The organism is Myxococcus sp. CA039A (assembly GCF_013336645.1).
Classification (GTDB): domain Bacteria; phylum Myxococcota; class Myxococcia; order Myxococcales; family Myxococcaceae; genus Myxococcus; species Myxococcus llanfairpwllgwyngyllgogerychwyrndrobwllllantysiliogogogochensis.
Genome location: NZ_JABUMQ010000019.1, coordinates 46,758 through 60,403 on the forward strand (window position 1 = coordinate 46,758; position 13,646 = coordinate 60,403).

11 protein-coding genes are annotated in these 13,646 nt (G+C 69.8%); 9 read left to right on the forward strand and 2 right to left on the reverse strand.

The window, feature by feature from the left end; all coding sequences use genetic code 11:
* Positions 1 to 144: 144 nt before the first annotated feature.
* The 9 genes from HR086_RS04945 to HR086_RS04985 all read left to right on the forward strand — a co-directional run bounded on the left by HR086_RS04945 (position 145) and on the right by HR086_RS04985 (position 11,776).
* On the forward strand, positions 145 to 1,110 hold the full coding sequence (locus HR086_RS04945) for a PLP-dependent cysteine synthase family protein (RefSeq protein WP_141641741.1): 966 nt from the start codon (positions 145 to 147) through the stop codon (positions 1,108 to 1,110).
* Between the two features lie 141 nt (positions 1,111 to 1,251).
* A complete protein-coding gene (locus tag HR086_RS04950) occupies positions 1,252 to 1,569 on the forward strand; it encodes a hypothetical protein (RefSeq protein WP_141641740.1) in 318 nt (105 codons plus the stop codon).
* A 107-nt stretch (positions 1,570 to 1,676) separates the two neighbouring features.
* A complete protein-coding gene (locus tag HR086_RS04955; protein ID WP_174464999.1) occupies positions 1,677 to 2,906 on the forward strand; it encodes a TolC family protein in 1,230 nt (409 codons plus the stop codon).
* Entirely contained in the window at positions 2,903 to 4,096 is a 1,194-nt protein-coding gene (locus HR086_RS04960) for an efflux RND transporter periplasmic adaptor subunit (RefSeq protein ID WP_174465000.1), read from the forward strand. The genes HR086_RS04955 and HR086_RS04960 overlap by 4 nt, the downstream gene beginning before the upstream one ends.
* Positions 4,086 to 7,217: an efflux RND transporter permease subunit gene (locus HR086_RS04965; protein ID WP_174465001.1), complete on the forward strand. Its 3,132-nt coding sequence runs from the start codon at positions 4,086 to 4,088 to the stop codon at positions 7,215 to 7,217. Before HR086_RS04960 ends, HR086_RS04965 begins: the two co-directional genes overlap by 11 nt.
* Before the next feature lie 98 nt (positions 7,218 to 7,315).
* A complete protein-coding gene (locus HR086_RS04970; RefSeq protein WP_174465002.1) occupies positions 7,316 to 8,143 on the forward strand; it encodes an N-acetylmuramoyl-L-alanine amidase in 828 nt (275 codons plus the stop codon).
* 326 nt (positions 8,144 to 8,469) lie between these two features.
* A complete protein-coding gene (locus HR086_RS04975; RefSeq protein ID WP_174454387.1) occupies positions 8,470 to 8,838 on the forward strand; it encodes a heavy metal-binding domain-containing protein in 369 nt (122 codons plus the stop codon).
* Positions 8,835 to 10,331 (forward strand): TolC family protein, encoded by a 1,497-nt coding sequence (locus tag HR086_RS04980; protein WP_174465003.1) that lies wholly within the window; start codon positions 8,835 to 8,837, stop codon positions 10,329 to 10,331. Before HR086_RS04975 ends, HR086_RS04980 begins: the two co-directional genes overlap by 4 nt.
* A complete protein-coding gene (locus HR086_RS04985) occupies positions 10,328 to 11,776 on the forward strand; it encodes a multicopper oxidase family protein (protein WP_254626179.1) in 1,449 nt (482 codons plus the stop codon). Before HR086_RS04980 ends, HR086_RS04985 begins: the two co-directional genes overlap by 4 nt.
* Positions 11,777 to 12,048: 272 nt before the next feature.
* Here HR086_RS04985 and HR086_RS04990 read toward each other — a convergent pair whose 3' ends face one another.
* Together HR086_RS04990 and HR086_RS04995 are read right to left on the reverse strand one after the other, a co-directional pair.
* A complete protein-coding gene (locus tag HR086_RS04990; RefSeq protein ID WP_174465004.1) occupies positions 12,049 to 13,140 on the reverse strand; it encodes an aromatic ring-hydroxylating dioxygenase subunit alpha in 1,092 nt (363 codons plus the stop codon).
* Between the two features lie 108 nt (positions 13,141 to 13,248).
* Positions 13,249 to 13,646, reverse strand: a 398-nt coding sequence (locus tag HR086_RS04995) for an HAD-IC family P-type ATPase (protein ID WP_174465005.1), incomplete at its 5' end; no start/stop codon positions are given.

The following is a 13,646-nucleotide window of genomic DNA, read 5'->3' on the forward strand; positions in this document are numbered from 1 at the left end:
CCGCCGGACTCCGGTCGCGCCACATCCATCGCCGCCCACGGGTGCTTCCTGACAGGCCGGGCGGACAGCCCATGGAATCCCCGTCCGTCGGGAAGACGCTCAGGACGCTAACGGGCCGGGTCGATTCGCGATAGGGAGGACATCATGCGTCCTCCCTGTCGCCCGCTGCCCGCGGATGGCCGCTTTCTTCAGGCCATCGCTCCCACGCCCCTTGTCCCCGTCCGACTGGACCCGGAGGGCCCCACCATCTGGTGCAAGCTGGAGTTTCTCAACCCCAGTGGCTCCACGAAGGACCGCATCGCGCGCTACATGTTGGAGAAGGCCTGGCGCCTGGGCGAGTTGCAGCCCGGCGGCGAGGTGGTGGAGGCGTCCAGCGGCTCGACGAGCATCGCGCTCGCGCTGGCGAGCGCGCAGATGGGCGTGCGCTTCACCGCGGTGATGCCCGAGGGTGTCACCGACGAGCGTGTGCTCACCATCCGCGCCTACGGCGGCGACGTGGTGCTGGTGCCGAGGGCGGAAGGCGTGCGTGGCGCCATCGCCAAGGCGGAGCAGATTGCCCGGGAGCGCAAGGCCTTCGCGCCCCGCCAGTTCGAGAACCCGGACAACGCCGAGGCGCACCGCGTGTGGACGGGGCAGGAGATCCTCTCCCAGATTCCGGGCGGCCTGGTGCATGGCGTGGTGAGCGGCGTGGGCACGGGCGGCACGGTGGTGGGCCTGTACCAGGCGTTCGCGGAAGCGGGCTGTCCGGTGACGGCCTTCATCGCGCGTCCCATCGCGGGGCTGGGCTGCGACATCGAGTGTTGCAGCTTCAGTCCGCGCGTGCCCGGTGTCGTGGACGGCATGTCCAAGCTGTACCGCGACTCGGACATGCCAGGGCGCGTGGAGCTGGACGTGTCGGACGAAGAGGCCATGTGCACCGCGCGCGCCCTCATCCGCCGGGGCTTCCCGGTGGGCCCGTCCTCCGGCCTCAACTATGTGGCGGCCGTGGAAGCCTCGCGGCGACTGGGTCCCGGCGCGCAGGTGGTGACGGTGTTCCCGGACCGGATGGAGCGCTACTTCTCCACCGAGCTGATTCAGCACCGGCCCGCGCCGCCGCGCGTCGTGGCCTGACGCACACTCACGCAAAGGGCCGGCGCGACAACACTCCGCCGGCCCTCACGGGCGAGCAGGCACGCCCTCTTCCGATACCTGGTTCACGCTGAGCATGCATCCGCGTGCGCACCGTCCGGGGTCATGCTAGAAGCCAAACCCGTGCTCACACGCATCTGGCTGTGCCTCAGCCTGTTGCTGTTCGCCCCGACGGAAGGTGGCCTGTGGAAGGTCATCGCCGACGTGACGGATACCGTGTGCGCGCAGCGTTGCCCGGATGACGATGCGAGCGGTCAATGCGCGCCGGACTGCGCGGACTGCACCTGCTGCGGCCATGTGCGCTCCATCGCCGCGCCCGTCTCCCCTCCCTCGTTGCTCCTGGAAGCACCTCGGCCGCGTCTCGTCCTTCAGGATGAGGATGCGCCCGCCTCCGCGGACCTGGACGACATCCTCCACGTCCCCAAAGCCCTCCTCGCCTGAGGCAGTGTCCGTCTCTTCGCGCGAGCGATTCCAGGTGAGGTGCGTCCACGGCGGTACCAGGACACCTCGCGCCTGACGCTCGCTTCCCTTTCGCGAGGTCTACTTCCGTGTTCAATCCTTCCGCGACGGCGGCCCTTGGGCTCGCCGCCGCCCTGGTCTGGCCCTGCGCCAGCACCGCTTCACCTTCCGAGTTGTCCTTCCAAGACGCGCTGGCCCTGGCCCGCCAGCGCGCTCCTTCCCTGTTGGATGCAGCGGGCCGCGTCGCGGAGGCACAGGGGGCCGTCGCGGGCTCCGCGCCCTGGCTGCGTGACAACCCGACCCTGAGCGCCGAGGTGGGCCCTCGCAGGCTCGACGACGGCACCCGGGGCCTCCAACTCTCACTCGGGCTCGCGCAGCCCTTCGAGCTGGGTGGCAAGCAGGGCGCGCGTCGGGAGTCCGCTCGCGCGGGGCTCGCCCGCGAGGGCGCCGAGCAGCAGGACGCCGAGCGACGCGTGCTCGGTGAAGTGGCCGCGTCGTTCCTGCGCGCCCTCTACGCCGGCGAGTTCTCGCGGCTGATGCGCGAGACGGAGGAGGCCGCGCGAAACCTGGCCAGCTCCGCGAGCAAGCGCTTCGATGCGGGCGACGTGCCCGTGGTGGACGTCAACGTGGCGCGCGTGGCGCAGGCCCGGGCCCATGCGGCCGTGGTCGTGGCCGAGGGCGAGGAGGAGGCACTCGTGAGCGAGCTGCGCGCACAGCTCGGGTTGCCCCTCCAGGAGCCGCTCGCGGTGCGCGGCGCGCTCAAGGAACTCTCCTCGCTCCCGGTGGAGAAGCCCACGGGTTCCTCCGAGCGCGCGGACATCCGCGCCCTGGAGTCGGCGCTCGCCCAGGCCGAGGCGGAGCTTCGGCTGGGACGCAGCCAGGCGCTGCCGGACCTGAGCGTGGGCGTGCGCTACGAGAAGGAGGTGGACGAGTCCGCGTGGCTCGGCACCCTCAGCGTGCCCTTGCCCGTGTTCTCCCGAGGTCAGGAAGAGAAGGTGACGGGAGAGGCCCGCGTGCGACGGCTGCGCACCCTGCTGGAGGCCGCGCGCCGCACGCGCGATGTCCAGGTGGAAGCCGCCCGCATCCGCGACACCCGGCGCCAGCAAGCGCTGGAGGTGCTGACGCGCGATGCCCTGCCACTGCTGGACGAGAACGAGTCGCTCGCCCGCAAGTCCTACGAAGCCGGGGAGATGGACCTCGCGGGGTTCCTCCTTGTCCGCCGTGAAACGCTCGAGACGCGCGTGGCGCTGCTCGACAGTCACCTCCAGGCCGCGCTCGCCCGCGTGCAGCTCGCCGTCGAGACAGGAGCCCTGCCATGAAGCCCTCTCATTTCCTCCTGTCCGCCCTCGTCGTGCTGTCCGCCTGCAAGTCCGACAAGCCCGAGCATGAAGACGACCACGCGCACGAAGAAGGCGCCGAACCCAAGGGACATGACGAGGGACACGATGAGTCCCACGTCCACATCGCGCCGGAGATGCTCCGCGACTTGCGCGTCACCACCGCGCCCGCGTCGGCGCGTCCCGGAGGAGAAAGCGTCACCGCACTGGGCGAGCTGATGTTCAGCGAGGACGCCTACGCGGAGGTGGCCTCCCCCATCTCCGCCCGGGTGGGCACCGTCTTCGTCACCACCGGCCAGGAGGTGAAGGAAGGCGAGAAGCTGGCCGAGCTGCGCAGCCCCGAGCTGGGCAAGGCCCGCGCCGCCCTCCAGTCCGCGAAGGCCCGCGCCGCCTCCGCCAGACAGACCGCAGAGCGCAAGCGCGCGCTCGCCGCCGAGCGCATCGTCGCGCAGAAGGACGTGCAGGCCGCGGACGTGGAAGCCGCGGGCGCCGATGCGGAGGTCGCCGCGGCCCTCGCGGAATTGGCGGCGCTGGGCGCGAGCGAAGGGGACCTTCGTCAGGGCGCGGGCACGCCGGGCTTCATCCTGCGCTCGCCCATCCAGGGCACCGTCATCGAGCGTGATGCGAGGATGGGACAGATGGCGGACGCCGAACATCCCCTCTTCCGCATCGGTGATTTGGGCTCGCTGTGGCTCATCGTCCACGCCTTCGAGCGCGACGCGGTGCGCATCCAGAAGGGCGCCGAGGCGCGCGTCACCTTCGCCGCCTTCCCGGGCAAGGAGCTCACCGCGAAGGTGGGCCACGTGGGGCAGCGCGTGGACGCCTCCTCGCGCACCATCCCCGTGAGGCTGGTGCTGGAGAACCGCGAGGGCCTGCTCAAGCCGGGCATGTCCGCCACCGCGTCCATTCCGCTTGGCAGTCCGGATGGGACCATCACCACCGTGCCGGCCGCCTCGCTCCAGCGCCTGGAGAATGGCTGGGTCGCCTTCCTGCCCACCGGAGAGCGCGGCTCCTTCGAGCGGCGCGAGGTGGGACGAGGCCGCACGCTGGGAGACCACGTGGAGGTGCTCTCCGGCCTGAAGGTCGGTGAGCAGGTGGTGGTGGACGGCGCCTTCCTCCTCAAGGCGGAAGTCGAGAAGTCCGCCGGCGGAGGTGCAGAACATGGCCACTGAGCCCTCGTCGTCCCTGGTGGGGCGCGTGCTGCGCACGTCCTTCGCGCGGCCCGGCCTCACCGTGGTGCTGGCCCTGGCCTTGTCCGCCTTCGGTGCGGTGGCGCTGCATGGGCTTCGCCGCGACGTCTTCCCGGACCTATCGGCCCCCATCTTCAACGTCATCGTCCAGAACGCCGCCATGGGCGCGGAGGAGCTGGAGACGGCGGTGGCCATTCCCATGGAGGTCGCGCTCGCGGGCCTGCCCGACGTGCGCCGCATCCGCTCCACCTCGCAACTGGGCGTCACCCAGGTCACGGTGGAGTTCGAGCCGGACGCGGACTACTTCCGCAGCCGACAGTACGTCGCCGAGCGCGTGGCCCAGGCCCAGGGAGAATTGCCCCCTGGCACGGACGCGCCCCTCGTCTCCAGCCTCACCGGCCGGCTCAATGAAGTCTTCGAGTTCACCCTCGAAGCGGAGCCCGGCGCGGCGGACCTCATGGCGCTGAGGGATTTGGCCGAGTTCGAGGTGAAGAACCGGCTGCTCGCCGTGCCCGGCGTCGCGGGCGTGGAGCGACTGGGTGGCTACCTGCGGCAGTTCCAGGTGCTGCTGGACCCCGACCAGATGGTGGCGCGCGGCATCAGCCTCAACGAGGTGGAGCACGCGCTGGAGGGCGCCAACCTCAACGCGTCCGGCGGCTTCGTGGTGCAGGGCCCCATGGAGTGGACGGTGCGAGCGATTGGACGCGCGCAGACGGTGGAGGACCTGAACAGCACGGTGGTGGCGCTGCGCGCGGGCACGCCCGTGTTGCTGGCGGACGTGGCCGACGTGCGCGAGGGCCCCGCGCTGCGCCGGGGAATCGCGCACCGCCTCAAGGGCGAGGTGGTGAGCTGCCGCGTCATCAAGCAGTTCGGCGCGGACACGCAGCGGGTGGCGGCGGGCGTCCGTGAGGCCATCAAGGAGCTGGAGCAGTCGATGCCCAAGGGCGTGCAGTTGCGCGTCGTCTATGACCAGTCGGTGCTGGTGGACGAGGCGCTGGGGGGTGTCAGCCGAGCCATCCTCCTGGGCGCGCTGCTGGTGGTGCTGGTGCTGTTCGCGCTGCTGGGAGACTGGCGCGCCGCGCTCATCGTCACCCTCACCCTGCCCCTGTCGCTGGCGCTGGCGGGAATCCTCCTGAAGCTCGCCGGCATCGGCATCAACACCATGACGCTGGGCGGCCTGGCCATCGCCGTGGGTCTGCTGGTGGACGCGGCCATCATCGTCACCGAGAACATCATCCATGACCTGCGCGAAGGCGCGGGGCGCAAGTCCGTGCGCGATGAAGCGCTGTCCGCGTCGCTGGAGGTGGGGCGTCCCATCGCCTTCGCCACCCTCATCGTCGTGTCCGTCTTCATCCCGCTGTTCGCCATGACGGGCATCGAGGGGCGCATGTACCAGCCCCTCGCCGCCGCCGTGGTGGCGTGCCTCGCCGCGTCGCTGGCGCTCGCGCTCACCCTGGTGCCGGTGGCCTCCTCGCTGCTGCTCAAGGCCCCGCGTCCGGGACAACCCGAGGACGTGTGGCTCATCCGCAAAATCAAGACGGTGTACGCGCCCATGCTGGACGCGTGCATGCGCAGGGCAGGACTGGTGCGACTGGTGGCGCTCGCCATCACCGTGCCGGCCCTGGGGCTCGCCTTCGCGGTGGGCAGCGACTTCATGCCTCGACTGGATGAAGGCGCCTTCCTCCTCCAGACGGTGCTGCCGCCCGAGGCGTCACTGGAGGAGGTGGACCGGCTCAACCACCTGGTGGAGGACGTGCTGCTCGGCTTCCCGGAGGTGGAGGACGTCGTGCGGCGCACCGGCCGCGCCGAGCGCACCGAGGACCCGATGCCTCACACGGTGTCGGACGTGCTCGTCGTGCTCAAGAAGGACCGGGGCAGAAACCTGGAGAAGCTGGAGGCGGACCTGCGAGTCGCCGTGGCGCGGGTGCCCGGCGTCACCACGCTGTTCACCACGCCGCTGGGCATGCGCATCGACGAGGGCCTGGGCGGCAGCCCCGCGGACCTGTCCGTGCGCATCTTCGGGCCGGAGCTGGAGACGCTCGCCACGTTGGGAGAGCGGGCCCGCGCCATCCTCGCGAAGGTGGACGGCGTGGAGGACCTGCGCGTCGAGAAGCTCAGCGGTCTGCCGCAGCTTCGCATCACCGTGAATCGCGCCGCGGTGGCGCGGGTGGGGCTGACGCCCGGCGACGTCATCCGCGCGGTGCGCGTGGGCCTGGTGGGCGAGGAGTCCTCCCAGGTGTGGAAGGGCCAGCGGCGGCACGACCTGGTGCTGCGGCTGGCGGACCACAAGCGGGGAGACCTCCAGGCGCTGCGCAACCTCCTGGTGGATGGACATGACGGCACGCGAATTCCCCTGAGTCAGCTCGCCACCATCGAGGAGACCTTCGGCGCGGGCAGCGTGCGGCGCGAGGCCGGCAGCCGTCGGCTCGCGGTGGAGGCCAGCGTGTCCGGCAGGGACTTGGGCAGCACCGCGGCCGAGGTGCGCGAGCGGCTGGCCGCGGAGCTGAAGCTCCCCACCGGGTACTTCCTCGACGTGGGAGGACGCGTGGAGAGTCAGCAGCGCGCCGCGCAGTCGCTGGCCATGGCCATCGCCGTCGCCATCCTCGCGGTGTTCATCCTGCTGTACCTCGCGCTGGACTCGGTGGCGGAGGCGCTCGTCATCCTCGCCACGCTCCCGGATGCCTTCGTCGGCGGAATCCTCGCGCTGCTCATCGCCGGAGAGACGTGGAACGTCTCCAGCCTCGTGGGCCTCATCGGCCTGTTCGGCATCGCCGTGCAGAACGGCCTCGTGCTGGTCTCTCAGACCAAGGACCTGCTCTCACGCGGCATGCCCTTCGACGAGGCCATCCGTCTGGCGAGCCTCGGTCGCGTCCGCCCCAAGCTGATGACCGCCGCCACCGCCATCCTCGGCCTGCTTCCCCTGCTCGTGCTGCCCCTGCACGGGACGGAAATCGAGCGGCCCCTGGCCGTCGTCATGGTGGGCGGACTGGTGACCTCGACCCTCTTCACCCTGCTGGTTCTTCCCACTTTCTACGCATTTGTTCATGGCGTGAGAGAGCGCATCAGCCGGCGTGTGGCCGATCGCAGGTCAACTGTGTCCTGAGAGACAGGGAAGGTGTTCCGGGCCTTGGACCGGCAACTTTCGGCCCGGAACACCGACAATCCCGTGTTTTTCCCCTATTCCACACGTCGGGGCCTCTCATGAGCGTTCGCCTTCCTTCCGCCACCGCGACCCGTACCACCTCCACCAAGGCTTCAGCGGCGGCGACGACCGTCACCGCGCCTCCGGCGGGACTTCGCAAGGGTGACTCAGGCCCGAAGGTAAAACAGCTCCAGGACGCGCTGTTGAAGCTGGGCTACCTGACCAAGGCCCAGGTGAACACGGGCCCGGGGACCTTTGGCGCGCAGACCGAAGCGGCGGTGAAGAAGTTCCAGGGCGACAAGAAGCTGCCCACCACCGGCTACTACGGCGAGCAGACGCAGGCGGCGCTGAAGAAGGCGCTGGCGGGCACGCCCACGACTCCGACGACGCCCACGACGCCGGGCGCCAAGCCGGCGGTCATCAGCGCGCCCTCGCCCAACTCCGACAGCCGCAACGGCGCGGACATCGACACCATCGTCATGCACCACACCGCGTCCAACGACGGCAAGGCGGACCTGTCGTGGATGCGCAACCCGAAGAGTGGCGTGTCCGCGCACTACATGGTGGACCGCGACGGGAAGATTTATCAGCTCGTGGGTGACGACAAGCGCGCGTGGCACGCGGGCAAGAGCGAGCTGCATGGCGTTCCCACGGACGTCAACGCGCGCTCCATCGGCATCGAAATCGTCAACGACGGCAGCGGCAAGACGCCCTTCACGGAGGCGCAGTACAAGGCGCTCACCCAGCTGACCAGCCACCTGAAGGAGAAGTACGACGTGCCGATGAAGAACATCGTCGGCCACGCGGACGTGGCGGTGCCCAAGGGCCGCAAGAACGACCCGGCCCCCAACTTCGACTGGTCGCGGCTGCGCAAGGGCATCTCCTGAGCTGACGCGGTGAAGCAGGTGTGGTGAGGCGCGGGTCGAGGGTCCTTTCGGGACGCTCCCCGCGCTTCGTGTTTGAAACGGGCAGGTGTCCCGCCTGTTCCCCGGAAGCGCGCGCCGCATGAAGTGCGCCGGTGAACAACCAGGCACGGTTGCGGCCATCACAGTGTGATGACCCCGGTTACACCGGGACCGCGCGGACCTGCGTTCCCTGGCCTCTCGTGCGTCGTCAGTCCGCGGAGTTGTGTCTCCGGTCCTCGTGGCCTGGAGCTTGCTCAACACCGCTGCGATTCCTGGCGCCGCCGCGTCGCGCCACTTCGAGGTCTTCCATGCGTTCCTTCCTCTGTGTCCTCGCGAGCCTCATCACGCTCGCCGCCTGTGCTTCCGAGCCCAAGAGGCTCGCTCCCGCCGTGGACCCGTCGAGCCCCAATGCGCCCGAGTCCCCGCTCGCCTCGCTGCCCACCGCGCTCGCCGCGACGCCACCTTCCCGACCGCAGCACTCCGACGCGTCCAAGCCCGCCAAGGAGGACGCGGGCACCACCGTCTACGCGTGCCCGATGCACCCCGAGGTCCAGTCCGACAAGCCGGGCGGCACCTGCCCCAAGTGCGGAATGAAGCTGACGCCCGTGAAGCCCGACGACACCGCGCCGGCCAAGAAGCCCGCGCCCGGTCATGAAGGACACGGAGCCCATCCGTGAGACTGCTCACCCTCGCCTGCGCGCTGCTGTTCGCGGGCGGCTGCGCTTCCATCCAGAAGGAGAAAGGCCACGCGGAGGTCGCCACGCTCGTCGAGGAGCGCATCGGCCGCAAGACGCGGTGGAACCAGGGCACGCCCGAGGACGCGGAGGTGTCGCGGCACCTCGACGGACTGTTGAAGGGCGACCTCACCTCCGACCACGCGGTGGAGGTGGCCCTCCTCAACAATCCCGCCCTGCAATCCACCTATGAAGACCTGGGCATCTCCCAGGCCGACATGGTGCAGGCGGGCCTGCTCAGCAACCCGACGTTCGATGCGAGCATCGGCTTCCCGCTCTCCAACGACGGTGTCAGCGAGACGGAGTTCTCGCTGGTGCAGGGCTTCGTGGAGCTGTTCACCCTGCCGCTGCGCAAGCGCGTGGCCCAGGAGCAGTTCATGGCGGACACGCTGCGCGTCGCGCACGAAGCGCTCTCCACCGCCGCGGAGGTGCGCAAGCTGTTCAGCGAGGTCCAGGCGCGGCAGCAGCTCGTGGAGCTGCGCCGCATGGTCCTCCAGGCCACCGAGGCCGCCGCCGAGCTGGCCACGCTCCAACACGGCGCGGGCAACATCACCGACCTGGAGCTGGTCACGGAGCAGGCCGCCTCCGAGGAGGCCCGCCTGGAGCTGGCGCGCGAGGAGCTGACCCTGGTGGAAGACCGGGAGCGGCTCAACCGCCTCTTGGGCCTGTGGGGGCCGCGCACCCAGTGGGCCATCTCCGAGAAGCTCCCGGCACCGCCCCTGGAGGAGGCGTCGTTGGAGCGGTTGGAGTCGCTCGCCATCCGGCAGCGGCTCGACATCGACGCCGCGCGCAAGCAGTCGGAGCTCCTGTGGAACGCGCTGGAGCTGGCGCGCAGCACGCGCTTCTTCGGCCGCGTCGACGTGGGTCTCCACACGCACCGGGACGCGAACGGTCCGCGACTCTTCGGGCCCACGCTCACGCTGGAGCTGCCCATCTTCGACCAGCGACAGGCACTCATCGCCCGGCTGGAGGCACAGCATCGCCAAGGCGAGCGTCGTCTCGCGGAGCTGTCCATCAACGCGCGCTCGGAAGTTCGCGCCGCGAGGGCCCGCCTGCTCACGCTCCGAGGCGTCACCGAGCGCTACCAGCGCGTCGTCCTGCCCCTGCGCGAGAAGGTCGTCGAGCAGTCCCAGCTCCAATACAACGCGATGCAGATTGGCCTGTATGCGTTGCTCGACGCGAAGCAGTCCCAGGTCGAGGCGTACCGCACCTTCATCGAGACCGTCCGCGACTACTGGATGGCCCGAGCGGAGCTGGAGCAACTCGTCGGCGGCAGTCTGCCCGGCACGGCCTCGCGGCAGGGAGCACCGAGCGACGCCACGCCCCCGGCATCCGAGCGTCCACCGGAGGCGACCCCTCCTGAGTCCTCGCCTCCCACTGAACCCCCTTCTGGAAACGGCCATCCCCCCGCACACGGCCACGGAGCGACTCCATGAATCCCCTCTCCCTTGATTCCTCTCTCCGCGCGCAGGATGCGGAGGACACGACGGAGGCAACGACCGCTCCGGGCGCGATGACCCGACGAGGCATGCTGGCGACGGCCGGCGCAACGCTCGCGGGTGGTGCGTTGCTGCTCCGAGGTGGTGTCGCGCAGGCACAAGTCTCGCCACGTCCTCCCGCTCCGCGCGCGGGCCGGCGGGACTGGCTGGCTCCGGGAATGCCGAACCGAGACTATCGCCCCGTCATCGTGCCGAACGGCTCGAAGCTGCCGTGGAAGGTCGTGGACGGCGTGAAGGTCTTCCACATGGTGGCCGAGGAGGTCGAACACGAGCTGGCTCCCGGGCTGAAGGTCCACTGCTGGGGCTACAACGGCCAGGTGCACGGGCCCACCATCGAAGTCGTGGAAGGCGACCGCGTCCGCTTCTACGTCACCAACCGACTGCCCGCGCCCACCACCGTGCACTGGCACGGCCTGCTGTTGCCCAACGGCATGGACGGCGTGGGTGGGCTCAACCAGAAGTCCATCGCCCCGGGAGAGACGTTCCGCTACGAGTTCACCATCCGCCAGTCCGGCACGGGCATGTATCACTCGCACCATGACGAGATGACGCAGATGGCGCTCGGCATGGTGGGGTTGTTCATCATGCACCCGCGGCGGCCCGTGGGCCCACGCGTGGACCGCGACTTCGCGCTCATGCTGCACGAGTGGCGCGTGGACCCGGGTGCGAGCCGGCCGGACCCGAACGAGATGACGGACTTCAACCTGCTCACGTTCAACGCGAAGGCGTTCCCCGGCACGGAGCCGCTGGTGGTGCGACAGGGCGAGCGGGTGCGCATCCGCCTGGGCAACCTGAGCGCGATGGACCATCACCCCATCCACCTGCACGGCTACCACTTCCGAATCACGGAGACGGACGCGGGACGCATCCCCGAGTCCGCGCAGTGGCCGGAGACCACGGTGCTCGTCCCGGTGGGCAGCACGCGCACCGTCGAGTTCGTGGCCGATGCGCCCGGCGACTGGGCCATGCATTGCCACATGACACACCACCTGATGAACCAGATGGGCCATGACCTGCCCAACCTCATCGGCGTGAAGCCGGGTGGGCTCGACGCGAAGGTGCGCACGTTGCTGCCGGGCTACATGACCATGGGGCAGACGGGCATGGGCGACATGGTGGAGATGGGCATGCCGGTGCCCGCCAACTCCATCCCCATGAGCGGAGCGCGGGGCAAGCACGACGTCATCACCATGGGAGGAATGTTCACCGTGCTCAAGGTGCGCGAGCGGCTTGCCGGCGATGGAGACCCGGGTTGGTACGACAACCCGCCCGGCACGCTGGCGGTGGCGGCGAACACGGAGGAACTGCGCCAGGACGGCATCGACGTGAATGCGCCACCCAAGGCGCTGCCCGCGTCACCGGCGGGACTCGGGCAGGGCTGAGCAACAACAGTGGTTCGCCCAGCTCGAGGCTCGTACTGGCTGGGCGAACCCTCGCACCAAAGCGCCTATCAGACTGACGACACACCTGAGCCTGGCCGCGAGTTCGGGCCTGGCCCGCATGAAGCCACGCACTTCCGCAGCTTCAGTCGCGTCCCATGCACGGCGTCGCGGATCGTACCGGGCTTCTCACGGTTGGCGACGGGCAGTCGCACAGGTCCGCATCCTCAGCCGAGACTCGTGCACCGCGCCAAGCCTCCCGCTGACGCCCAGCCTCAAGTCCGCATCTTCAGTCGGGTCTCATGCACGGCATCACCGACCGCGCCGGGCTTCTCGCGCTCCGCGGCGCGCAGCAATCGGAGGATGCCGGGCCCGAGCACGTCAATCTCGGTGGACGCATACGTCTCCGTGCCGAAGCGGCGGATGCTCTCTGTCTGCGTCCGGAGGATGCGCGCGTCCTGGCTGAAGATGTGGAGCGCCACGGGCATGGCCACCGGCAGCACCGCGCGAAGCAGCCAGCGCGGCAGCGGCAGTCGGAACGTCACCACCGCGTAGACCAGCGTGTCCCAGTCCGCCACGGGCGTCATCGCCGAGGTCACGATGATGTGGCTGCCCTCGCCGATGCGGTACTCCACCTGCGCGATGGACGGCATCAGGAAGCGGTCGAAGTGCTGCACCATGCCGCCACCCGGAGCCAACAGCCGACCCACGACTCCACTGGGACGAGGCTCACCGATGTACTCGGCCTCCACCCGGTCCGCGCTCCGGCGCACCACCACGTCAATCTCGTTGCGCTTCTCCTCCGTGCGGAACAGGCCCCCATGCAGGTAGGCCGTGTGTGGCACGTCGAGCGTGTTCTCCAGCGTCGCATGCAGCGAGCCCGGCGCACGCAGCACGCGCCTCACCGTGGTGTAGTCGCGCGCGTCCAGCAGTGGGAAACGGAACGGCTCCGTCGTCGGCTCCACGCCCGGTGTGGAGTACACCCAGACGAAGCCATCCTGCTCACGCGTCGCATAGGACGTCGCGCAGCGAGTACGGGCCTCGGGCTCGCCGAGGAAGCCCGGAATGGCGCGGCACTGCCCACCCGTGTCGAAGCGCCAGCCGTGGTAGCCGCACTGGAGCTGCCCCTCCTTCACCCGCCCCAGCGACAGGGGCACGTTGCGGTGAGGGCAGCGGTCCATCAACGCGCCAGGCTTGCCGCCCTCGCCCCGGAAGAGGACGAGCGGCGTGCCCTGAAGCGTGCGCGCCAGCGGCTTGTCGCCCAGCTCTCGCGACGCACAGAGGATGAACCAGGCATTCGGCAGGTGAACGACGGAGACGTGACCGGCGGCCGCACCTGGGGTGCGCGCCTCCTCGCGGGAGCTCATGAGACGCAGTCTAATGGCGCGCACGGCCAGTGCACGCCTTCCCGTGAGCGCCCGGGCCTCCCGCCGGGGGCCGAGCAGTCGGCACCCACACGGGAGGCCCCCTTCCGCCTACAGCTTCAGCCGCCGCAGCCGGAGCGCGTTGACGATGACGGACACCGAGGACAGGCTCATCGCCGCGCTGGCGAAGATGGGGCTCAGGAGCAGGCCGAAGAAGGGGTACAGCACCCCCGCCGCCAGGGGCACCCCCAGCAGGTTGTAGATGAAGGCGAAGAAGAGGTTCTGCCGGATGTTGCGCAGTGAGCCCTGGCTCAGCCGCCGCGCCCGGACGATGCCCCTCAAGTCTCCCTTCACCAGGGTGACACCCGCGCTCTCCATCGCGATGTCCGTGCCCGTCCCCATGGCGATGCCCACATCCGCCTGGGCCAACGCCGGCGCATCGTTGACCCCGTCCCCCGCCATGCCCACCACGCGGCCCTCCTTCTGAAGCCGCTTCACCACTGTCTCTT